Origin of the sequence: Curtobacterium sp. NPDC087082, from assembly GCF_044745045.1 — a bacterium.
Classification (GTDB): Bacteria; Actinomycetota; Actinomycetes; order Actinomycetales; family Microbacteriaceae; genus Curtobacterium.
Window position 1 is genome coordinate 68,675 of record NZ_JBIUZN010000008.1, and the last position, 21,197, is coordinate 89,871.

General features: G+C 71.6%; 21 protein-coding genes. 16 read left to right on the top strand and 5 right to left on the bottom strand.

Going from position 1 to position 21,197, the window contains the following annotated elements:
• Positions 1-24: 24 nt before the first annotated feature.
• Complete coding sequence (locus tag ACIPEP_RS17815; protein WP_402717995.1) at positions 25-3,315, top strand: SNF2-related protein; 3,291 nt, start codon at positions 25-27, stop codon at positions 3,313-3,315.
• Between the two features lie 12 nt (positions 3,316-3,327).
• Here ACIPEP_RS17815 and ACIPEP_RS17820 read toward each other — a convergent pair whose 3' ends face one another.
• Positions 3,328-4,107: an aldo/keto reductase gene (locus tag ACIPEP_RS17820; RefSeq protein ID WP_402717996.1), complete on the bottom strand. Its 780-nt coding sequence runs from the start codon at positions 4,105-4,107 to the stop codon at positions 3,328-3,330.
• A gap of 33 nt (positions 4,108-4,140) precedes the next feature.
• Entirely contained in the window at positions 4,141-4,686 is a 546-nt protein-coding gene (locus ACIPEP_RS17825) for a cysteine hydrolase family protein (protein ID WP_070418575.1), read from the bottom strand.
• Between the two features lie 133 nt (positions 4,687-4,819).
• On the opposite strand from ACIPEP_RS17825, the gene ACIPEP_RS17830 reads away from it, so the two are divergent.
• From ACIPEP_RS17830 to ACIPEP_RS17845, 4 genes are all read left to right on the top strand, one after another.
• Positions 4,820-5,659 carry an HNH endonuclease family protein gene (locus ACIPEP_RS17830; protein ID WP_402717997.1) on the top strand — a complete coding sequence of 280 codons (840 nt, stop codon included), beginning with the start codon at positions 4,820-4,822 and terminating at the stop codon, positions 5,657-5,659.
• 120 nt (positions 5,660-5,779) lie between these two features.
• A complete protein-coding gene (locus ACIPEP_RS17835) occupies positions 5,780-6,583 on the top strand; it encodes an SDR family oxidoreductase (RefSeq protein WP_402717998.1) in 804 nt (267 codons plus the stop codon).
• A 92-nt stretch (positions 6,584-6,675) separates the two neighbouring features.
• Positions 6,676-7,344 (top strand): GPP34 family phosphoprotein, encoded by a 669-nt coding sequence (locus tag ACIPEP_RS17840; RefSeq protein WP_070418572.1) that lies wholly within the window; start codon positions 6,676-6,678, stop codon positions 7,342-7,344.
• A 200-nt stretch (positions 7,345-7,544) separates the two neighbouring features.
• Positions 7,545-7,973, top strand: coding sequence for an SseB family protein (locus ACIPEP_RS17845; protein WP_229086148.1), 429 nt, complete (start codon positions 7,545-7,547; stop codon positions 7,971-7,973).
• 9 nt (positions 7,974-7,982) lie between these two features.
• Here the strand turns inward: ACIPEP_RS17845 and ACIPEP_RS17850 are convergent, their stop codons facing one another.
• Complete coding sequence (locus ACIPEP_RS17850; protein WP_402717999.1) at positions 7,983-11,501, bottom strand: TM0106 family RecB-like putative nuclease; 3,519 nt, start codon at positions 11,499-11,501, stop codon at positions 7,983-7,985.
• 190 nt (positions 11,502-11,691) lie between these two features.
• On the opposite strand from ACIPEP_RS17850, the gene ACIPEP_RS17855 reads away from it, so the two are divergent.
• The gene (locus tag ACIPEP_RS17855; RefSeq protein ID WP_402718000.1) at positions 11,692-12,111 is read left to right on the top strand and encodes a hypothetical protein; all 420 of its coding nucleotides are present in this window, start codon (positions 11,692-11,694) and stop codon (positions 12,109-12,111) included.
• Positions 12,112-12,125: 14 nt separating this feature from the next.
• On the top strand, positions 12,126-12,320 hold the full coding sequence (locus ACIPEP_RS17860) for a hypothetical protein (RefSeq protein WP_261646270.1): 195 nt from the start codon (positions 12,126-12,128) through the stop codon (positions 12,318-12,320).
• A gap of 66 nt (positions 12,321-12,386) precedes the next feature.
• Here the strand turns inward: ACIPEP_RS17860 and ACIPEP_RS17865 are convergent, their stop codons facing one another.
• Positions 12,387-12,608, bottom strand: a complete 222-nt coding sequence (locus tag ACIPEP_RS17865) for a DUF1653 domain-containing protein (protein WP_402718001.1) — start codon at positions 12,606-12,608, stop codon at positions 12,387-12,389.
• Positions 12,609-12,650: 42 nt separating this feature from the next.
• Here ACIPEP_RS17865 and ACIPEP_RS17870 point away from each other — a divergent pair, with 42 nt between their 5' ends.
• From ACIPEP_RS17870 to ACIPEP_RS17885, 4 genes are all read left to right on the top strand, one after another.
• The gene (locus tag ACIPEP_RS17870; protein ID WP_402718002.1) at positions 12,651-13,256 is read left to right on the top strand and encodes a TMEM175 family protein; all 606 of its coding nucleotides are present in this window, start codon (positions 12,651-12,653) and stop codon (positions 13,254-13,256) included.
• 94 nt (positions 13,257-13,350) lie between these two features.
• Entirely contained in the window at positions 13,351-13,827 is a 477-nt protein-coding gene (locus ACIPEP_RS17875; protein WP_402718003.1) for a thioredoxin family protein, read from the top strand.
• A complete protein-coding gene (locus ACIPEP_RS17880) occupies positions 13,824-14,300 on the top strand; it encodes a DUF4395 domain-containing protein (protein ID WP_402718004.1) in 477 nt (158 codons plus the stop codon). Before ACIPEP_RS17875 ends, ACIPEP_RS17880 begins: the two co-directional genes overlap by 4 nt.
• Before the next feature lie 100 nt (positions 14,301-14,400).
• Entirely contained in the window at positions 14,401-14,769 is a 369-nt protein-coding gene (locus ACIPEP_RS17885; protein ID WP_402718005.1) for a hypothetical protein, read from the top strand.
• Between the two features lie 99 nt (positions 14,770-14,868).
• Here the strand turns inward: ACIPEP_RS17885 and ACIPEP_RS17890 are convergent, their stop codons facing one another.
• Positions 14,869-15,813: an ADP-ribosylglycohydrolase family protein gene (locus tag ACIPEP_RS17890; protein WP_402718006.1), complete on the bottom strand. Its 945-nt coding sequence runs from the start codon at positions 15,811-15,813 to the stop codon at positions 14,869-14,871.
• A gap of 88 nt (positions 15,814-15,901) precedes the next feature.
• Between ACIPEP_RS17890 and ACIPEP_RS17895 the strand changes: the two genes are divergently transcribed.
• From ACIPEP_RS17895 to ACIPEP_RS17915, 5 genes are all read left to right on the top strand, one after another.
• On the top strand, positions 15,902-16,552 hold the full coding sequence (locus ACIPEP_RS17895) for an NrtR DNA-binding winged helix domain-containing protein (RefSeq protein ID WP_402718007.1): 651 nt from the start codon (positions 15,902-15,904) through the stop codon (positions 16,550-16,552).
• A 138-nt stretch (positions 16,553-16,690) separates the two neighbouring features.
• Complete coding sequence (locus ACIPEP_RS17900; protein WP_402718008.1) at positions 16,691-17,578, top strand: MurR/RpiR family transcriptional regulator; 888 nt, start codon at positions 16,691-16,693, stop codon at positions 17,576-17,578.
• Between the two features lie 10 nt (positions 17,579-17,588).
• Positions 17,589-18,503 (top strand): N-acetylmuramic acid 6-phosphate etherase, encoded by a 915-nt coding sequence (murQ, locus tag ACIPEP_RS17905; RefSeq protein WP_402718009.1) that lies wholly within the window; start codon positions 17,589-17,591, stop codon positions 18,501-18,503.
• Positions 18,504-18,544: 41 nt separating this feature from the next.
• Positions 18,545-20,050 carry a PTS transporter subunit EIIC gene (locus tag ACIPEP_RS17910; protein ID WP_402718010.1) on the top strand — a complete coding sequence of 502 codons (1,506 nt, stop codon included), beginning with the start codon at positions 18,545-18,547 and terminating at the stop codon, positions 20,048-20,050.
• Complete coding sequence (locus tag ACIPEP_RS17915; RefSeq protein WP_402718039.1) at positions 20,040-20,684, top strand: MupG family TIM beta-alpha barrel fold protein; 645 nt, start codon at positions 20,040-20,042, stop codon at positions 20,682-20,684. Before ACIPEP_RS17910 ends, ACIPEP_RS17915 begins: the two co-directional genes overlap by 11 nt.
• The last annotated feature ends 513 nt before the right edge of the window (positions 20,685-21,197 follow it).

The following is a 21,197-nucleotide window of genomic DNA, read 5'->3' on the forward strand; positions in this document are numbered from 1 at the left end:
GGTGGCACCTGGCACGATTGACCCGTGCCAGCCGCCCCGATGATCGACGCCGTCGACGTCATCCGTTTCGTCGGGCCGCAGGCGTTCGGCCGCGCGCGGGACCTCGTCCGGGCGGGCCTGGTCGACGACGTCGTCTGGCACGACGACGACGGCACCGTCACCGCCACGGTGTCCGGCTCCGCCGACGACCCGTACGAACTCCGCATCGAGACCACCCCGGCCCGCGGCGAGTTCGTCCGTCCGGTCCGCAGCACCTGCACCTGCCCGCTCGGCGGCGACTGCAAGCACGTCGCCGCCGCCCTGCTCACCGTCAACGCCCGCGCACTCGCCGCGGCCGCCGGCCCGAAGCCGGAACAGCCGGCTCCGCCGCCCTCGGACTGGAGGCACGACCTCGCCCGCCTCGCCGGCGACGACGCGCAGGTGGCCGAGCCGCAGGGCACCCCCATGGGGCTGCAGTTCGAGTTGCGTGACGCGGTCTCCGCCCGGCTCGCCTCGCGTGCGCGAGCCGCCGGTCGCGCGCTGCCGACGGCCTCGCGGTCGGTGCGACTCGGCGTCCGCCCGGTGACCCGCAGCGACGCCGGCAACTGGGTGCGGGGGCAGCTGACGTGGGGCACGCTCCCCTACTCGATGAACCGGCTCGGCCTCTCCCCCGAGCAGCACGCCTGGTTCGTCCAGTTCGCCGCGCTCCACCGCGCCGGGCAGCTCGCCGGGCTCCCGGGCGAGGCCGAATGGATCCACCTCGACGACTTCGGCAGTCCGCTGCTCTGGCCGCTCCTCACGCAGGCACCGGCCCTCGGCATCGCGTTCGTCACCGGCAAGCGCGAGGGCGGCGCCGTGCTCGGTGCCGAGGCACGTGTGCTCCTCGACGTCGCCCGGCAGGACGGCGGGCTCGTGATCGGTGCGAGCGCTGTCCTCGACGGCCGACCGGCGGCTCCCGGCACGGCCCGGACGATCGGCGACCACGGCGTCTACGTCTTCCGCGAGAGCCCCGAGTTCCACGTTGCGTTCGCCCCGACTACCACCCCCGTGCCGGAGGACCAGCGGCGCATGCTCGTCGACGGCGCCCGGATCACCGTTCCGGAGCCCGAAGTCGCGGAGTTCCTCGCCGACTGGTCCCCACGGCTCCGTGGCGCGCTCGGCCTCGTCAGCGCCGACGGCTCCGTCGAGCTGCCCGAGCGCACGCCGCCCGAACTCGTGTTGACGACGACGTTCGAACCGGCCCGGGCGCCCCGCACGGACGACCGCGTGCACCTGCAGTGGCGCTGGCACGTCGATGGGCGGAAGGACCCCGTCGCGCTGCACGGACCCCTCCCGGAGCTCTTCGGGCTGCGCGCGGCCGACGACACGGCCGGCCCGACCGGACCCGGCGGCGGACTCGCGTGGTTCGAGGACGGCTCGATCGACGGTGCCGACGTCGCGGTGTTCGCGAACGAGCTGCTGCCGGCGCTGCCGGCGCTCGGCGTCCGCACCGTCGTGCAGGGCGAACGCGTCGACTACGAACGGCTGACCGGTCGGCCGCACATCCGCGTGACGACCATGCCGTCGGACAAGCACGACTGGTTCGATCTCGGCATCTTCGTGTCCGTGAACGGCAAGCAGGTGCCGTTCACGCCGCTGCTCCGGGCGCTCGCGAAGCGGGACCGGCGGATGAAGCTCATCGACAACTCGTACCTGTCGTTGTCCGACCCCGCGTTCGACCGGCTGAAGGAGCTCATCGACGAGGCGCGCGACCTCGACGAGTGGGAGCCCGACCAGCCGATGACCGTGACGCCGCTGCAGGCCGGGCTGTGGTCCGAGTTCGACCAGCTGGCCGACGAGACCTCGCACGACGAGCGGTGGGAGGCGATCGCGGCGGGGCTGCTCGGGGCGACGCCACCGGAGTCGGTGCTCGTGCCGGACTCGGTGCACGCCGAGCTCCGGCCGTACCAGCACACCGGGTACGCCTGGCTGTCGTTCCTGCTGTCGCACGGGGTCGGCGGGGTGCTCGCGGACGACATGGGTCTCGGCAAGACGCTGCAGGTCCTCACGACGATCGCCGCCGCGCGGGAGTCCTCGCCGGACGCGCCGCCGTTCCTCGTCGTCGCGCCGACCTCGGTCGTCGGCAACTGGGCGGCCGAGGCAACCCGGTTCACGCCGTCGCTGCGCGTCACGACGATCGGCGCGACGACGCTCAAGGACCCCGGGCTCGTCGCACGCGCTGCTGCCGCGTCGGACATCGTGGTGACCTCGTACGCGCTGCTCCGGCTCGACGCGCAGGCGTACACCGACCTGCCGTGGGCGGCCCTCGTGCTCGACGAGGCGCAGTTCGTGAAGAACCCGCAGTCGCAGACGCACCGGGTGGCGGTGGACCTCCGCGCGCCGGTGAAGTTCGCGATCACGGGCACGCCGCTCGAGAACGGGCTGACGGACCTCTGGGCGCTGTTCCACATCGTCGCGCCCGGGCTGCTGTCGTCGTGGTCGCGGTTCGGGGACGACTACGTGAAGCCGCTCGGTTCGCCGGACCTCCGCGGCGCCGCCCGCCAGGAGCTCACCGCGCGGCTCCGACGGCGGATCCGGCCGCTCATGCTCCGGCGGACGAAGGAGAGCGTCGCCGCCGACCTCCCGCCGAAGCAAGAGCAGGTCGTCCGGGTGACGCTCGACCCCGCGCACCGGACCCTGTACGAGACGACGTTGAACCGGGAGCGCCTGAAGGTCCTCGACCTCATCGACGACCTCGCGAGGAACCGGATGATCGTGTTCCGGTCACTGACCCTGCTGCGGATGCTCGCGCTGTCGCCGGCGCTGGTCGACGGTTCGCGAGAGGACCTGTCCTCCGCGAAGCTCGACCTGCTGCTCGACGAACTCGAACAGCTCGCCGCCGAGGGTCGCCGCGCCCTGGTGTTCAGCCAGTTCACGTCGTTCCTCCGCATGGTGGCCACCGCCCTCGACGACCGGGGCGTCGGCTACGAGTACCTCGACGGCTCGACGAGGCGCCGCCCCGAGGTCATCGACCGCTTCCGGAACGGCACCGCCCCGGCGTTCCTCATCTCGCTCAAGGCCGGTGGCTTCGGGCTGACCCTGACCGAGGCGGACACCGTGTTCGTGCTCGATCCGTGGTGGAACCCCGCCGCCGAGAACCAGGCGGTCGACCGGACGCACCGCATCGGCCAGACCCGGTCGGTGAACGTGCAGCGGTTCATCGCCGAGGACACCATCGAGGAGAAGGTCCTCGCGCTCGCGGCGAAGAAGGCCGAGCTGTTCGCGACGATGATCGACGACGACGCCCTCTTCGCCGAGGACCTCACGGCCGACGACATCCGCTCCCTGTTGGCCTGACGCGGCCGAGGGTCAGCGGGCGAGGGCGTCGATCGCGGTGACCTCATCGGACGACAGCTCGATCCGGGCACCGGCGGCGTTCGACCGGATGCGCTCGGGGTTCGACGACTTCGGGATGACGACGAACCCGTGCGCGACATGCCACGCGACGATGACCTGCGCGCTGTCCGCGTCGTGTGCGGTCGCGATGTCGACGAGCGTCGGGTCCTGCAGATTGCTCGCCTTGAAGGGGCTGTAGCCCTCGAGGACGACCCCGCGGGACGCGAGCCCGTCCGCCACGGCGCGGTCGAACTCGACGGGGCTCCACTTGATCTGGTTCACGGCCGGGGCAGTCCCCGTGGCGGAGGTGATCTCGTCGATCTGCGCGAGGGAGTAGTTGCTCACCCCGACCGCCTTCGTGAGGCCGTCGGACTGCGCCTGGACGACCTGCTCCCACACGTCCGGGCGTGCCCCGCCGTTCGGCGGCCAGTGCACGAGCCAGAGGTCGAGGTGGTCGAGGCCGAGCTGGTCGAGGCTCTCCTCGATGGTCTCCCGCACGCGGTCGGCGTTGTCCGGCGGCAACTTGGTCGTCACGAAGACCTCGTCGCGGTCGAGACCGGACTCGGCGACGGCCTTCCCGACGCCGCGCTGGTTGCGGTACCCGGTGGCGGTGTCGATGTGGCGGTACCCGGCCGCCAGTGCTTCGCCGACGGCGGCGGGCGCCTCGGCGTCAGGGATCTGCCAGGTGCCGAAGCCGAGGAGCGGCATCGACCCACCGGTGACGGACACGGACGGGTTCGCGTAATCGGTCATGCATCCGTGTCTACGCCGTGCCCGCGGAACGGTTCAGAGCGAGGCGGTCCACTCGGCGACGGTGACGACCTCGGCCTGCCGCGGGAAGACCTTCTCGGTGAGGACGCGGTGGACCTCCGCGTCGCCGTCGGCACACGCGTCCGAGAGGACCGTCAGACCGAAGTCGAGGTCGGCCGCCTGGCGCAGCGTCGAGAGGACGACGCCGCTCGTGGCGATCCCGGCGAGCACGAGGTCGCGGACCTCGAGGCCGCGGAGCAGCACCTCGAGGTCCGACCCGGCGAAGGCACTGACGCGGAGCTTCGTCACGACGAGGTCGTCGTCCCCGACCCCGAACGCGCTGTGCACGTCGGTCGATCCCGGAGTCTGGGACCCGATGCGCTCCCGCATCCCGCCGAACATCTTGTTCGTGCGCGCGGCCTCGGGTGCGCCCGGCCGGAACGCCACGCGGACGAAGACCACGGGGATGCCGCGCTCCCGGGCGGCCGAGACCGCTGCCGTCGCCGCAGCCAGGGCCTCGTCCGTGCCGAGTCGTTCGACGATGCTGTTCTGGTAGTCCATGACGAGGAGTGCGGTGCCCACCTCGTGGACGCTACTCCGGCGGGCCGGGCGGCCGACCCTCCGCCGGAGTCCGGGGCGATGTCCGACGTGTCCGGCATCATCGTCGGTGCACCGCACCACCGCACCACCGCACCACCAGGAGCTCCACCCACGCATGACGTCCCGCCGACGCCGCACCCGCACCCGCCTCACGTCCGTCCTCGTCGTCCTCGCACTCGCCGTCGGCGGGTACGCCCTGCACACCGCGGGCATCATCGCGCCCGACGCCGAAGCCGCACCGGCGTCGACCAGCGCGCCCACGGGCACCGACGCCCCCACCATCGAGACGGAACCGGGCGCGCCGGGGACGACCCGCGCCTCCCGAACCGACGCGCCGAGCGCGACGACCGCGACGACCGCGACGAACGCGACGACCGCGACCGACGCCGACACCGACGCCGCAACAGCAGCCACCGCACGGGCGGAACTCGCCGCCCTGCCGGTCAAGGGCAAGGCCCCCGCCACCGGGTACGACCGGGTCGGTGATTTCGGCACCGCGTGGCTCGACGTCGACCGGAACGGCTGCGACACGCGGAACGACGTGCTGGCGCGGGACCTCTCGGCGATCACCCGCCAGGGCCCCTGCCGGGTGCTCACCGGGACGCTCGTGTCGCCGTACACCGGGGCGACGATCGGCTTCGTGCGCGGCGAGACGACCTCCACGCTCGTGCAGATCGACCACGTCGTCGCGCTCGAGAACGCCTGGCGGACCGGGGCCCAGCAGCTCTCGCAGCGTGAGCGGGAGTCGCTCGCCAACGATCCGGCGAACCTGTTCGCAGTGGACCAGCACTCGAACGCGCAGAAGCGTTCCGGCGACGCCGCGACCTGGCTGCCGGCGGACAAGTCGTTCCGGTGCACGTACATCGAGCACCAGGTGGCGGTGAAGACGAAGTACCGACTGTGGGTGGCCCCCGCCGAGCACGACGCAATGGCGCGGATCCTGCGGACCTGCTGAGCACGGCCGCAAGACAACAGGTGTAGCCTATCTCCCGTCGATGCGAATGCATCGTTCGGACTCGCTGCTCCACCGCGGACCCCGAGCCCTTCACCGTCGAAGACCTCAGGAGGCCTCCCCATGACCGCAACCAGCTCCCCCACGACCCGCTTCACCGACCGCGTCGTCCTCATCACCGGCGGCGGCTCGGGCCTCGGCCGTGCGACCGCCGTCCGCCTCGCCGTCGAGGGCGCGAAGCTGTCCCTCGTCGACGTCTCCTCCGAGGGACTCGAGGCTTCGAAGGCCGCCGTGCTCGAGACCGCCCCCGACGCCGAGGTCCTCACCACCGTCGCCGACGTCTCGGACGAGGCCCAGGTCGAGGCGTACGTCACCGCCACCACCGAGCGCTTCGGCCGCATCGACGGCTTCTTCAACAACGCCGGCATCGAGGGCAAGCAGAACCCGACCGAGTCGTTCACCGCCGCCGAGTTCGACAAGGTCGTCTCGATCAACCTGCGCGGCGTGTTCCTCGGCCTCGAGAAGGTCCTGAAGATCATGCGCGAGCAGGGTTCCGGCATGGTCGTCAACACGGCGAGCGTCGGCGGCATCCGCGGCATCGGCAACCAGTCCGGCTACGCCGCCGCCAAGCACGGGGTCGTCGGTCTCACCCGCAACTCCGCCGTCGAGTACGGCCGCTACGGCATCCGCATCAACGCCATCGCCCCCGGCGCCATCTGGACGCCGATGGTCGAGAACTCGATGAAGCAGCTCGACCCGGAGAACCCCCGCAAGGCCGCCGAGGAGTTCATCCAGGTGAACCCCTCCAAGCGCTACGGCGAGGCGCCCGAGATCGCCGCCGTGGTGGCCTTCCTGCTGTCCGACGACGCCTCGTACGTCAACGCCACGGTCGTCCCGATCGACGGCGGGCAGTCCGCCGCGTACTGAGTCACGCAGCCCGGCGCGCGGCCACCTCGACGTGCGCTGGGCATCGGCCTGGAGGCGCGGCGCACCCCCGCCCCGCGTGGCAGGCTGCGGACATGGCTGAGCAACTCACGGTCCCGCAGGCGTTCGCGCTCCTCCAGATCGAGTCCGACGGGCGCAAGTCCACGGACGTGCAGACCCTCGACGCCGGGCTCGCCGGAGCCGTCCTCGCGGACCTCGCCCTGCGCGGCGTCGTCTCGCTGCAGGACGGCTTCGTCACCGTCGTGAACGGTGCGGCCACCGGCGACCCGGTCCTCGACGGCGTCGTCGGCACCATCGCCGCCGCCGACAAGCCCCGCAAGGCGAAGTGGTGGATCACCCGCATCGGCAAGCGACCGCTGCGCGACGACGTGTTCGCCGGGCTCATCGCACGCGGCCTCATCACGCTCGAACAGGGGAAGACGCTCGGCATCTTCCCCACCACGAAGTACCCGGAGCGCGACGGTGGCCCCGAGGCGCTCCTCCGCGCCGGCATCGGCGACGTCCTCGCCGGGCGCGCCGAACCCACGCCGTTCGCCGCCGCCGTCATCGGCCTGCTCGACGCGACCAGCACGCTCCGCAAGCAGTTCGGCAAGGTCGACCGGGCGCTCGTGAAGGAGGTCACCTCGGGCGGCTGGGCCAGCCCCGCGGTCAAGGCCGTGCTCGAGGACATCCAGACGGCGGCGATCATGGCGACGGTGGCGGCGAGCACCGCCGCGACGACGGCGACGATCTCCTCGAGCTGAGCCCGACCGCCGACGTCGGCGCAGCGCGAGCACGTTTCGTTCCGGGCCCGTGACCGTTCCGGTTCGCGATCCCCGGCCTCTGCGAACCAGAACGGTCAGCCAGCGTGCCCGGTCCCCGGTCCCCGGTCGCCGTGCTGCAACGTCGTGACGACGCCGTCGGCCGTGACAGCATGGTCGACGACCCCTGGGAGGGAACCCGCATGAGCACCAACGACCAGACCGGATCAGCCTTCGGCCGTGGCGTCGACAAGACCCCGCCGACCGCCGCCGCCGAACTCCGGCGGCGCATGGCGACCTCGCCGGCCGGCTTCCTCCGCAGCGCCGCCTGGGTGCCGTGGCGACCCGCGGACGCTCCGGACGGCGGAAGCGTCGCGCACGTGGTCATCCGGGAGAAGCCGTTCGTCCCCGTGTTCACCGACCCCGCCGAACTGGCCGCCGGTCTGCCCGACACCGAGGGCCGCCCGGTGTCGATGTCCGAGCTCGTCACGGCGCTGCCGGAGGAGTTCGGCATCGTGGTCGACCCCACGAGTGCCGCCGAGGCGAACTTCCTGCACGCCGACGTCCTCGCGGGCATGCGCGCGCAGATGCAGAGCGGTGTCCACCTCGACGGGGACCCCGACCAGGGCTGACCCCGTCGCCTAGCGGCTGCTCGGACCGGGCTCGACGAGCTCGATGAACCGGGACAGCAGCGACAGCCCGGCGATCGAGGGCGGCAAGCCCGTCGCCAGCGCCGGCGAGTACACGAGGTACGCCGCCCACTTCGCCCGGGACAGCGCCACGTTCAACCGGTTCGGCATGAGCAGGAAGTCGAGCCCGCGCGGGATGTCGGCAGCGCTCGACGCCGCGAGCGACACGATCGACACGACGGCCTCGCGCCCCTGGAACAGGTCCACGGTGCCGACCTGCGTCCCCCGAAGTCCTGCACGGTCGAGGGCGTCACGGATCACCGCGCCCTGGGCGTTGTACGGCGCGACGACGATCACGTCCTCGTCCGTCAGCACGCGTTCGGTGTCACCGTCGAACCAGCGCCGACCGACGACGTCCTGCGCGAGGGCGACGACCCGAGCCGCTTCCTCCACCGAGGACGTGGTGTTGCCGGCGTGCACGATCGACTCCGGGTGGACGCCCGCGTCGATGCCGTCGAGGTGTCGCCCGGACACCATCGACGCGAGGTGCCCGTCGTACGACAGTGCCGACACCGACGCCGTGAGTGCCGGCTCCATCCGCCGGGTCCGCGCCAGGAAGTACCCGAACGCGTCCGGCAGCACGTGCTGGCCGTCGGCGAGCCAGCCGAGGGCCGACTCGTCGACGGGCTCCGGGTGGGACCCCTGCGACACCTGCGGCAGCTGCTGCGGGTCCCCGAGGAGGAGCAGACGCGTCGCCGCGATCGAGGACGCGATCGTCGGCGCGAGGGAGAACTGCCCGGCCTCGTCCACCACGAGCAGGTCGAGGGAGCGGCGGGGGATCGTGCCCTCGTTCGCGAAGGTCCACGCGGTCCCGCCGACGACCCCGCCCCTGCCGGTCTCGGCGCAGGACGACAGGAACGCGGCCACGGCGGCGTTGTTCTTCACGGGCGTCCACGGTGCCGACTCGACGTCGTCCGGGTCCGCTCCCGCCCGGGGCACCTTCACCACGCGGTCGGCGGGCACCCCGGCCTGCACGACCGACGCCAGGAAGTTCTCCGAGGTCGCGTGCGACTGCCCGACGACCCCGACGCGCCAGCCGTACTCGCGCACGAGCCGCGCGACGACGTTCGACCCGACGTACGTCTTGCCCGTCCCCGGAGGGCCCTGGATCGCCAGGTACGACCGGTCGAGGCCGAGCAGCGTCGCGACCACGGCCGACACCGTGTCGTCCCCCTGCACGGGGACGATCGGCCCCCGCGGCGGGACCCGGCGGAGCAGGTCGAGCGCCGGATCGGGCAGCATGGCGGGCAGGGCGTCGAGGACTGCTTGTCCCCACTCCGCGATCGCCTCGGGCTGGGGCTTCGCCCGCGGTGGTGCTGCCGGCGCGAGGGCGACCGGGAAGTCCTCGTGCGGCGAGCCGCCGACCGGCAGGCTCTCCTTCACGAGCACCTCGAAGCCGTCACCGTCCTCGAACGCGTCCAGCACGACCGCGCGAGCCGACGCGCCCTTCGAACCCGGCGCCGGAGCGGCGATCGACGGCGGGAGCGGGTCGTCGTAGACGAGGTGGGGCGTGCCTCCTGGACGGAGCCGCGAACCGGGCGCGAGCGTCCCCGACAACCGGATCTCTCGGGACTGCGACCGGGCACGCGGCAGCGTGTCCCAGTCGCGCTCGACCGACGCCCGCTCGACGACCAGCACGTCGCGGGTGTCCGCCCACTCGTCCACCGGGTTCCGCAAGCGGTCGAAGTGGTCCTGCCAGAAGGTCTTCGCCTCGCGCCGGTGGTAGTCGATCGCGGCTGCGGCGAGCGCCAACGCCGTCTGGTCGGGCGTCCGGTCGAGGGCGTCGACCCCGTCGAGCTGCGCGGCGAGCGCCGTGTACACGGGGTTCGGTTCGCGGTCGACCGGGATCGGCGGGAGCAGTTCGTCCGGCTCGGCAGCGACGGGCGCGGACGAGGACGCGCGCGCTGTCGCTCGGAGCGACAGGAGCCAGTCGCGGAGCCGGAGGGTCGACCGGCAGTCGTAGGCGTTGTAGTCGGCGACCTCGTCGAGCATGTGCTGCCCGGCGACGGCGTCTCCGTTCCGGAGCTCCTCGATCGCGTCGACGTACGCCGTGATGCTGTCCGCCGCGTTCGTGACGTCGCTCTCGCGGAGATCGTCCCCCATGTAGAGCGGCTCGAGCTTCTTGATGGAGTAGCTGCGGCTGCCGACCACGAGCGCCTTGCGCACGATCGGGTACAGGTCGACGAGGACCCCGGCGCGGAGCAGGTCGTCGACGGCTTCTTCCCCGACGCCGTGCCGGGCGGCGAGGGACAGCAGGTGCGTCCGCTCGTACGCCGCGTAGTGGTAGATGTGCATCCCCGGGTGCTGCTGCCGCCGAACCTCGACGAAGGCGAGGAAGTCCAGCAGCGCCTGGCGCTCGTCGCGGATCGTGTGCGCCCAGAACGCCGTGAAGCGCGCCTCGGGGTCGACGAGCCCGAACAGGTAGTCGAGTCCCCAGTGGACGCCGTCCTCGGTGTGGAGCGGGTCCCCCTCGAAGTCGAAGAACACGTCGCCCGGGTCCGGCGTCGGGATCGCGTCGAGCGCTCGGGCGTCGAGCACCTCGAAGAGTGGCTTGGTCGGCCCGGTCGCCTGGGCACCGTCGGCTGCGGTCCGCGCGTGCTCGGTGTCGACCTGGAGGCGCGCCTGACGCACCAGCCGCGCTTGCGTCCCGCGCGGGAGACCGGGCACGGCCGTGGTCCGGTCAGCCAGCTCGTCGATCGTCCGCACCCCTTGCCGGATGAGCTTCGTCCGCTGGTCGAGTCGCATGCCCGCGACGAGGACCAGGTCACGATGCTCGGCGACCTGTGTCGTGCACACGTCGCACCGGCCGCACGACGAGTACCGCGGGTCGGCCCACTGCAGCGGCTCGGTCTCGGCCAGGCGCTCAGCGATCACCCGCTGCAGCTCGGCGCGCTGCGTCCGGTACACCGGTGCGATGTCGGCGAGGTCGTGCGTGGTGGTCGTCCGGTCGCCGAGCACGAGGTGGACCTGCTCGCCCGTGGGGATGCCGTGCGCCTGCATCTGCTCGGCGTACGCGGCCAGCTGCAGCAGGGCGCTGATCTTGGCGTGGCGGGCGAGCTTGGTATCGTACACCTCGTACTGGCCGCGGTCGTTCCGCATGATGAAGTCCGCGAAGCCGATGAAGCCCGGCGCCTCTGCCGCCGGCGGCGCGAAGAAGGTCGGTTGGTAGAGGACGTCCGCGCCGGTGCGCATCGCGTCCAGCGCGGCCGCCGCTGCCGACGGGTACTCGGCCGGCGCCGGTCGGTCGAACTCGACGACGTCCCGCGTGTCCTTCAGGATGGCGAGGTAGTCGAGCTCGTGCTGGTCCCCCATGCGTGCGGTGCGCTCGAGCATGTCGTCGTGCGACTCGGGCAGCGGCTCGCCCCGGCCGAGTTTCACGTCCATGCGCCGGAGGAACGCCCACTCGCAGGCCGCCCACGTCGAGAGGTCGCTCGGGCTCAGCAGGACCTGCCCGTCGCCGCCGATCTGCATGCGTCTCCCCCGTCTCCTCGGTGCCCTGCGAGCCTAGGCCCGCCCGCCGACACCACCATGCAGAAGTGAAATATGCATTGCGACATTCTGGTACTGCAGTCCATAGTTCTGTTGGATCCGCGACCGTCGCGGCTCCGTCGAAGAAGGGGAACCACATGACACGTCTGCGGCACACGGCGTGGTGCGCGAAGTGACGAGCCTCACTCCCACGCAGATCGATCAGGCCATCACCGAAGCGCGCGCGGTGGGCGCAGTCACGAGCACGGTGGCGACACCGGACGGCTCGGTGACGACGATCGACCTCGGGGACGGGTTCGTCTTCGACCTCGTGACGGCGCCGACGACGCAGCGGATCGGTGCCGGCAGGGACTCCAAGGGAACCTTCGTGAGCTTCAACGCCACCGACCAGAACATGATCATCAGCGGCTCCGCGTTCGCACTCGGCGCGGCGGTCTGCGCCGTGAGCGGCGGGACGTTCTGCGTCGTCGTCGGGGCGATCCTGACGGCTGTCACGGTCGCGATCACGGGCAGCGGCGCGATCCGCTGCGGGACGAAGCAGCTGCGCGTCTACCCGTTCGCTGGCGGCAAGGTCAAGCCGCGATGCGCCTGAGGCGTGCGAGCGCCGTGCGCCGATTCGTCACCAGCCTGCCGTTCGCGCTGATCACCAGCGTGGGCCTGGTCGTCCTCGGTTCGGTGTCGGCGACGTGGCCCGCGACCGCCGACCATTGGTACGGACCAGCACTGGCTGCGATCGCGTTGTTCCTCGCAATGGTCTCCACCGGCAGCGCGATCCGCCGCCGGAGGAACCGTCGGCCCTGAGCGACGGCACGCACAGCCCGTCGCCCGCACCGACGCCGGCGCGGGCGACGGCTGACGATCAGATCGTCAGACAGCGGCCACGCGGACGAAGCGCGGCCCCTCGTAGCCGTCCCGGGACACCCACGCCGTGAAGTCCGCGAGCGACCGCACCCAGTGCCCCCGCTCCCCGTAGAGCGCCTGGTAGACGACCACCGGCTCCCCGGTCTCGACGTCCCGCGCCACGAGGACCACCTCGTACTCGCCGCCCTTGAAGTGCCGGTACCGTCCAGGCGTCACGTCGTCGACCATGCTCCCGATGCTAGGGCCGTCGCGGTCCCTAGACTCGGCTCCATGACCGAGCCGGCACGCACCGAACGTGGTCTCGACCGCCTCGTGAACTTCTCCGACGCGACCGTCGCCATCGCGATCACGATCCTGATCCTCCCGCTCGTCGACCTGGCCGGCGAACTCAGCGGGGGTCGGGGTGCCGGAGACCTGCTGCAGGAGCACTGGCCTGCGCTCCTCGAGTTCTTCATCACCTTCTGGGTCATCGCCCGCTTCTGGACGCTGCACCACCAGGTGTTCGAGCACGTCCGCTCGTACAACATCCGCGTGATGCAGCTCAACTTCGTGTGGCTCGTGAGCATCGCGTTCCTGCCCTTCGCCGCCAACCTGCTCAACACCGAGGTCGAGGGCGACCGGGTCGCACACGCCCTCTACCTGGGCAGCATGGTCGTGACGAGCCTCACGCTGACCGCGATCGAGTGGGAGCTCCGCCGCTCCCCGGAGCTGCTGTCCTCGCCGCTCGGTGACTGGCGGAAGGGTCCGATCGCCGCCGTGCTGCTCGCCCTCGCGCTCGTCCTCTCGATGATCTTCCCGTCGGTCGGCCTGTACTGGGTGCTCCTCCTGGTCCTGCAGGGCACGCTTGGCCGACTGCTGCCGAAGCCCCGCACCTGACCCGACCGGTTCGGACGCCGCGGCCCACCTGCCGCAGCTCGTCACACGCGGTCATGTCGATGCTCCCGAGCACCCGAGGACCTACCGTCTCGACATGACCGTCGCCGCAGCAGTCGCCGTCCTCGTGGGAGTCCTCGCACTCGCCACGGCCCTCGGCCTCCTCCTGCGCGCCCGGACCGGCCGGGCCCGCCCCACGCGGACGAACGACACCCGCACCACCACTGCCGATCCGACGACCGCCGACCTCGCCCCAGCCGAGGCCTTCGGCACCGAGGCCACCCTCGTCCAGTTCTCCACGCCCACCTGCGCCCGCTGCCCGGCCACCCGTCGCCAGCTCGACGCCCTCGCCGCCGAGCACCCCGGCGTCACCCGTCTCGAGATCGACCTCGCGGAACGCCCCGAGCTCGCCCGACGCTTCGCCGTCATGCAGACCCCCACGGTCCTGCTCCTCGACCGAGGCCGCGCGGTGCACACCCGGTTCGGCGGCCCGCCACGACCCGCAGACCTCACCGCCGCGCTCGACACCGCCCTAGCAGCACCAGCAACGACCCCCGGAGACGAGTCCCCATGACCGCCACGAACGACCCCGCCCGCGGCATCGACCCCCGTTCCCCGAGGTTCGGCGCCGCCATCACGACCGTCCTCCTCGCGGCGACGATCGTCCTCTCCCTGATCCCCGCGACGTGGCCGATCGGCATCGCACTGCTCGCCGTCATCGTCGTGCTCTTCGCCATCGGCGGCATCGCCGGCATCCGCCGCCACCCCTACGGCGCGCTGTTCCGTCGGCTCGTCCGCCCGAGGCTCGGCCCGCCCGCCGAACTCGAGGCCCCGGAACCCCCGACCTTCGCCCAGCAGGTCGGCCTCGTCATCACGGCCCTCGCCCTCGTGCTCGCGCTCGTCGGCGTCCCGTACGCTGCCCCCGTCGGTGCGGCGATCGCGCTCGTCGCCGCGTTCCTCAACGCCGTCTTCGACGTCTGCATCGGCTGCCTCCTCTACGTGTGGCTGGTCCGCGCAGGCGTCTTCCGCCGGCGGTCCGCGGTCTGACCGCGGGCCTGGAGGCGCGACCCACCCCCGCGACGCAGGCCGCGTCGTCGAGGTGATCCGCGCCTCCTGGCATCCGTGCCCCGTCTCGTAGGCTGATCGCATGGGGGACCACAGCACACCACTGCTCAAGAAGGTCGCGACCTACCTCGCCGACCACGAGAACTCCGGCGCGGCCGACATCATCCCCGGCTACGCGCCCCCGGCCAGCTCCCGCCCGAGCCGCCGGATCGAGGTCGGCGGACGCCTCACCCTCACGCCCGCGGTCATCTGGTTCACCGCCCACCCGCTCAACTTCGCCCGCTCCGACTTCGGGATCCCCGTCGAGGAGATCGCCCGACTCGACGACGTGTCGAGCGGCCTGCGGAAGAAGGTCCGGATCACCCTTCGGAGCGGGATCGAGCCGACCTTCCTGATGTGGGGCATCCCCCGGTTCATCGAGGCGGTCGAGCAGGCGCGCAGCGCGCTCTGAACGGACGGACTGGAGGCGCGGTTCGCCTCCGCCCCACAGGTGGCGGCGGAGGATCCCCCCACGACATCCTCCGCCGCCACGACCCGAGAGCGCGACGGCTCAGTGCGTCGCGAGCGCCTGCTCGCTCAGCGCGACCAGGTCGTCCGCGCGGAGACTCGGCCACCCGTGCAGGAGCTCGCGCCATTCGGCCGGCAGCGCGCCCGCGCCGTACAGCGCACCCGCGAGGCCACCGGCGATCGCAGCCACCGTGTCGGTGTCGTTCCCGGTCCGGACCGCGCGGACGAGGGCGTCCTCGAGCGACGAACTCCGCTTGACCGCCGAGTACGCGGCCTGCATCGCGGACACGACCCACCCGTTCGAGTCCGTGAAGTCGACCGGCTCGGAGTGCTCCGCCGTGACGAGCCGGTCCACCCACAGCCGACGCTTCTCGAGGTCGAGCAGGTCGAGGCCCCGCAGCACGTCGAGCTCGCCGGTGAGCACCGCGTGCCGGATCGCCACGCACCAGAGCACGCACGCGTCCCCGGCGTCCGACTCGTAGTGCGTGAGGTCGCTGATCGCCCGGGCGGCCTCGGCGAGCCGGAGTGCCTCGTCGGCCGCACCGGTCAGGTACCCGAGCACGAGCGGTGCCGTCCGCATGAGCGATCCGTTGCCGGCCGACTGCCCCTTGTACTCGTGCTCCTGCCGGGCCGCAGCGCGTGCGTGGGAGGCGACCCGCGCCTCCAGACCCGTGAGGACGTTGCGCGTCTGGATGCCGACGTCGGGCGCGGTGACCGCCCACGCTGCCCAGGCCGCGACGAGGCCGTCGAGCGCTTCCTCGGATGCCGGGTCGCCGCCGCGCGCGAGCGTGCGGAGGATCGGGACGGCCATGCTCGTGTCGTCCGTCCACTCCCCCGGAGCCCATCCGAACGAGCCGCCGCCGGCCATCCGGATCGGGGTGGGTTCGGGGACGGCGGGGCGGAACTCGTAGCCGGCGCCGAGCGCGTCGCCCGCGGCGGAGCCGATGACTGCGCCGATCGCCCGGTCGGTCTGTTCGGTGGTCAGCATGGCCGCCTCCTCAGGTTTGCGCGGAATTGCGTAAACCTGAGTCTGCACGATCGTCACAGTTTGCGCAAGTGTGCGTAAACTCGCTGCCATGGCGAACCAGTACCGCGACGCGAGCGGCAAGCGGCTGACCGACTACCCGCGGCCATCCGTCGCCGTCGACACCGCTGTGCTGACAGTGGGGACCGGGGGCGACCTCTCCGTCCTGCAGGTGTGCGACGCGACCGACGGCGACTGGCGACTGCCGGGGACGTTCGTGCACGAGGGCGAGCGGCTGGCCTCGGCGGTCCTGCGCTCGCTGTCGGACAAGGCCGGCGTGACGGGGCTGGCGCCGACGCAGCTGCACGTGTTCGATGACCCCGCACGGGACGACCGGGGGTGGGTGCTGTCGGTGGCGCACCTCGACGTGGTGCCCTTCGCCGCACTGTCGTCGTCGCTGAGCCCGTCACAGGCGCGGCTGATCCCGGTCGAGACCGCGACGGGGATGGTGCACGGGCACGACGACATCGTGGCGTTCGCGGTGGCCTCCTTGCGGGCGTCGTACGCTGCGGCACCCGATCCGCGAGGCCTCCTGGCCGAGCCGTTCACGATGTCGGAGCTGCGGCACGTGCACGAGGCCGTCCGCGGCGAGCGGCTCCTGCCCGACTCGTTCCGCCGGGCGATGCTGCCGCTGCTCGTCGACACGGGGTCGCGCGCTGCCGCGGGCCCGGGCAAGCCGGCGACCCGCTACCGGCGCGCCTGAGGCCGCCTGCTTGGTGAGCAGAAACAGTTGGGTCCGAGGCGCCGACCCGACACTTTCTGCTCACGGAACGCGCCGACGAAACACGAAAGTAACTTGCAGCACTGGCGAGTGTCGGTGCAATGCGCTTTCATGGAGCGCATGACGATCGCTGACCGTACCGACCGCGCCGACGCGTTCGCCCTCGTCCGGACCCAGTCCGGCGCGATGCCGACGAGCATGCGCGCGATCGCCGACGCCGTCCTCGACGACCCCGGCACCGCGGCCACCACGAGCGCCGCTGAACTCGCCGACCGCGCCGGGGTGTCCCCCGCGACCGTCTCCCGCTTCGCCCAGCACCTCGGGTTCGCGAACTTCGCCGCACTCCAGCGCAGCATGACCCGGGCTGTCGAGCGGGGCATCCACGAGCGGCGCGAGACCGAGATCCACGCGGGCGTCAGCGTCGACGACGACGTCACCACCGTGATCGCGAAGGTCACCGAGGACGTCCGCGCCGTGATGAGCGACACCCGCGCCACGCTCGACCCGTTCGCCCTCGAAGCCGCAGCGGTCCGCATCAGCGAGGCCCGGCGGGTCGTCCTGTACGGCGTCGGCGCGAGCGGCATCGTCGCCCGCGACCTCCACCTCAAGCTCGAACGCATCGGCATCGCGAGCTCGATCGCGGACGACCCGCACAACGCTCTGACCCTCGCGAGCGTCCTCGGCCCGAAGGACGTCCTCGTCATCACGAGCCACTCCGGCACCACGGTCGAGGCGCTCGAGGTCGCCGCCGTCGCGCGCGGGAGCGGCGCCACCGTCGTCGCGATCACCGGCCACGCCACCTCGCCGCTGACCCACCACACCGACCACGTCCTGCTGGGCGTCGCCGGTGCCGAGAGCGACCTCCGCCCCGCCGCGATGGGCAGCCGGATGAGCCAGCTCGCCATCGTCGATGCCCTGTTCATCGTCGTCGCCCAGCGCACCGACGAACGCTCCCGCCCGCTCCTCGCACGCAGCCGCCACGCGGTCCGCACGCACCACCGTTCCTGAATCGAGCACCATGCACCACCACGACGACCTCCGCGAGGAGCTGCAGCACCTCGCGACCGAGGCCACCGACTCGTCCCTCGACGACATCGACCTCGTCTCCACCCTCGAGGCTGCCCAGCGCATGAACGCGCTCGACCGCAGCGTGCCCGCGGCACTCGAGCCGTGCCTCCCGGCCATCGCCCTCGCCGCCGACTCGATCGCCGCAGCGTTCTCGCGCGGCGGCCGCCTGATCTACGTCGGTGCCGGCACGCCGGGCCGGCTCGGCGTCCTCGACGCCAGCGAGTGCCCACCCACCTTCGGCACCGACCCCGCGCAGGTCGTCGGCGTCATCGCCGGCGGTTCCGTCGCCCTCACCACCGCCGTCGAAGGCGCCGAGGACGACGAAGCAGCCGCCGTCCGCGACCTCGACGCGCTCGGCCTGACGGCCGACGACGTGGTCGTCGGGATCAGCGCGTCCGGCAGGACGCCCTACGTCATCGCGGCCATCCTGGAGGCGCGGCGCAGGTCCGCCCTGTCCGTCTCCGTCGCGTGCAACCCCGACTCGGCCGCGGGGCGGGAAGCCGACATCGCCATCGACGTGGTCGTCGGTCCCGAGTTCATCGCCGGGTCGACCCGCCTGAAGGCGGGGACCGCGCAGAAGCTCGTCCTCAACATGCTCACCACGCTGGCGATGGTGCGCAGCAACAAGACGTACGGCAACCGGATGGTCGACGTGCGTGCGACGAACGAGAAGCTCGTCGCGCGGTCGTTCTCGCTCGTGCAGGACGTGACCGGGGCCGCTCCGGCCGATGTCGCCGCAGCGCTCGATGCTGCTGACGGCGAGGTCAAGACGGCCATCGCGATGATCCTCACCGGGTCGTCGGAGTCCGTCGTCCGTTCTCGGCTCGCTGCTGCTGACGGTTCCTTGCGCGCCGTTCTTTCCTGATTTCTCTCGTTCGTCCTTCCTTCCCCCGAGGAGCACCATCAATGACCGATGCACAGCAACTCGCACAACAGATCCTCGACACCGTCGGTGGGTCCTCGAACATCGCCGACGTCGAGAACTGCATGACCCGGCTGCGGGTCGAGGTGGCTTCTCCTTCGTCTGTTGATCTGCCCGCTCTCCAGGCCACCGAGGGCGTCATGGCAGCGATCGCCGCCGGGTCGAACCTGCAGATCGTGCTCGGGCCGGGGTTGGTGGACCGGGTGGCTGTTTCGCTCGAGTCGTTGCGTGCTGCTCCTGTTCCGGATGCGTCCTCGGCTTCGGTGTCGCCCGAGGAGCTGGCGGCACGGGGCGCGTCGATCAAGGCATCCGCCCGTGCCCGTTCCGACGGCCGCACCATGCGTGCCATCCGTCGCATCTCGGCCATCTTCATCCCACTCATCCCCGCGCTGATCGCCTGCGGGCTCATCGCCGGGATCAACGGCATCCTGACGAACCTCGGGTGGCTGCCCGGGGTGACGCCGTTCCTCGGCGTGCTGTCCTCCGGGTTCCTGTCCCTGCTCGCCGTGTTCGTCGGGATGAACGCCGCGAAGGAGTTCGGCGGGACGCCCATCCTCGGCGGTGCCGTCGGCGGCATCATCGTCGCGGCCGGGGTCGCGAACGTCACCGTGTTCGGCGAGACCCTGGCGCCCGGGCAGGGCGGTGTGCTCGGAGCACTGGCCGGCGGCATCCTGGCCGCCTACGTCGAGCGCTTCATGCGAAAGGTCACGCCCGACGTCATCGCGCTCATCGTCGTGCCGACCGTGACCGTGCTCGTCGCCGGCTCCGTGACGCTCGGCATCCTGATGTCCGTCGCCGGCGTCGTCTCGGTCGCCATCGGTACGGCTGCCGCGTGGCTGCTCGCGAACGGCGGGGCCTTCGCCGGGTTCATCCTCGGCGGGCTCTTCCTGCCGCTCGTCATGACCGGGATGCACCAGGGGCTCATCCCGATCCACGCCACGCTCATCGAGCAGACCGGGTGGACCGTGCTCCTCCCCGTGCTCGCGATGGGTGGTGCCGGGCAGATCGGCGCGTGCATCGCGCTGTGGGTGCGGTTCCGGTCGAACGCCTCACTCGTGCGGACGATCCGTGGGGCGCTGCCGGCTGGGTTCCTCGGGGTCGGCGAGCCGCTGATCTACGGTGTGACGCTCCCCCTCGGGCGGCCGTTCATCACCGCGTGCATCGGTGGGGCGTTCGGTGGCGGGGTCGTCGGGCTGTTCGACCAGCTCGGGCACTCCGTGGGGGCGATCGCCATCGGGGCGTCGGACCTGTCGCTCATCCCACTGTTGAACGGGTCGTCCGGCTACGGCTGGGCGTTGCTCGGGTACGGCTCGGGGCTCGTGGTGGCGTACGTCGTGGGGTTCGTGGCGACGATGGTGTTCGGAGTGTCCGCGTCGGTGCGGGCCGACCTCGAGGCGCAGTCGGCCTCCGCACCCGGCGACCCTGTCGCTCCGGACGCATCGCTCGACGTGCACGTCACGCCAGCTGACTCTGTGGGAGCTGCGCGTTGATGCGGTTGGGCGCGATCGCGTAGCTGGCGCACGGTCCGCTGGTTGGTCCGACCTCGAGGCCGCCGCGGTCGCGGGTGCGACGCTCGCGTTCACCTCGTTGCACATCCCGGAGGACTCGCGTTCGGGCGCCCCACCCGCTGCGACCGCGACCGTATCGGCTGCTACGTCCTCGGGGCTGTCCGTCGTCGCCGACGTCTCCGCCAACACCGCTCGGTTGCTCGGTGTTTCGCCGTGCGACTTCCTGCGGTCGATCGGAGTGGCTCGGGCGCGAATCGACTCCGGGTTCTCGGTCCCTGAGATCCTCTCGATCGCTGCCGTCCTGCCGATCACCCTCAACGCGAGCACGCTGCGTGCCGCCGACCTTGCGCCGTTCGCTGACCTGGACGTCGAGCTGATCCACAACTTCCGCCCACGGGAGTGGCCCGGACTGGCGTTGTTCTCGGTGGCGTCGTCCGTCGCTGTCGCCCGGTCCTTCGGCTGGCGCATCGGGGTGTTCATCGCCGGGGATTCCGTGCGGCGTGGGCCGCTCGGCGAGGGCCTAGGTGAAACAGAACGGCGGGTACGAGCGCTGGGAGATCTTCCGATGGTGGCGGTGACCCAGGAAGCAAGCCGTTCGCTGGATCCGTGGACGTGACATCGGTATGCGGAATCCGCATCAGGGTCCTCGCTGATCGCCTCCCGCAGCTGGTCAACTAACCCCTCGCGCGTTCGAGGGGAGCCGGGCGGAGTCTCGGGGCAGCGTCACCTCGGGCTCGTTGGCACACCGAGCATCCACGGCCGGCCGGCCGGACTCGTTGATGATGATCCGTCGGCAGCCGTCATGCGGGGCTGCGAACACGGTCGAGACCGCTTCCCACTCGCCCGTGACGCGAGCGAGGAACTGGTCATCGAAGGCTAACGCGATCGCCGCGTGGCAGCCATAGCAGCGGCCGGTGCGCCGCCAGGTACAGCAGGCGGCACTCATTCGTGCAGTACTTCCGATTCCGCAGGTGCGTCGGGTACTCGTCGCCGCAGCCACCGCAACGAAACGCAGCGAGCGGTCGGTCGGCCGCGAGATGGCGAGGCTTCGGGCTCCGATCGTGATCTGACTCCCCTCGAAAGTAGCGCCACCCAATCGCACCGTGAAGCCCTCGAACGAGCGGCGGTG

Coding starts and splice junctions, on each gene's coding strand:
- ACIPEP_RS17820 (WP_402717996.1), bottom strand. CDS start 4,107: ATGACCGATTACGCGAACCCGTCCGTGTCCGTCACCGGTGGGTCGATG.
- ACIPEP_RS17830 (WP_402717997.1), top strand. CDS start 4,820: ATGACGTCCCGCCGACGCCGCACCCGCACCCGCCTCACGTCCGTCCTC.
- ACIPEP_RS17835 (WP_402717998.1), top strand. CDS start 5,780: ATGACCGCAACCAGCTCCCCCACGACCCGCTTCACCGACCGCGTCGTC.
- ACIPEP_RS17840 (WP_070418572.1), top strand. CDS start 6,676: ATGGCTGAGCAACTCACGGTCCCGCAGGCGTTCGCGCTCCTCCAGATC.
- ACIPEP_RS17845 (WP_229086148.1), top strand. CDS start 7,545: ATGAGCACCAACGACCAGACCGGATCAGCCTTCGGCCGTGGCGTCGAC.
- ACIPEP_RS17850 (WP_402717999.1), bottom strand. CDS start 11,501: ATGCAGATCGGCGGCGACGGGCAGGTCCTGCTGAGCCCGAGCGACCTC.
- ACIPEP_RS17865 (WP_402718001.1), bottom strand. CDS start 12,608: ATGGTCGACGACGTGACGCCTGGACGGTACCGGCACTTCAAGGGCGGC.
- ACIPEP_RS17870 (WP_402718002.1), top strand. CDS start 12,651: ATGACCGAGCCGGCACGCACCGAACGTGGTCTCGACCGCCTCGTGAAC.
- ACIPEP_RS17875 (WP_402718003.1), top strand. CDS start 13,351: ATGACCGTCGCCGCAGCAGTCGCCGTCCTCGTGGGAGTCCTCGCACTC.
- ACIPEP_RS17880 (WP_402718004.1), top strand. CDS start 13,824: ATGACCGCCACGAACGACCCCGCCCGCGGCATCGACCCCCGTTCCCCG.
- ACIPEP_RS17885 (WP_402718005.1), top strand. CDS start 14,401: ATGGGGGACCACAGCACACCACTGCTCAAGAAGGTCGCGACCTACCTC.
- ACIPEP_RS17890 (WP_402718006.1), bottom strand. CDS start 15,813: ATGCTGACCACCGAACAGACCGACCGGGCGATCGGCGCAGTCATCGGC.
- ACIPEP_RS17895 (WP_402718007.1), top strand. CDS start 15,902: ATGGCGAACCAGTACCGCGACGCGAGCGGCAAGCGGCTGACCGACTAC.
- ACIPEP_RS17900 (WP_402718008.1), top strand. CDS start 16,691: ATGACGATCGCTGACCGTACCGACCGCGCCGACGCGTTCGCCCTCGTC.
- murQ (WP_402718009.1), top strand. CDS start 17,589: ATGCACCACCACGACGACCTCCGCGAGGAGCTGCAGCACCTCGCGACC.
- ACIPEP_RS17910 (WP_402718010.1), top strand. CDS start 18,545: ATGACCGATGCACAGCAACTCGCACAACAGATCCTCGACACCGTCGGT.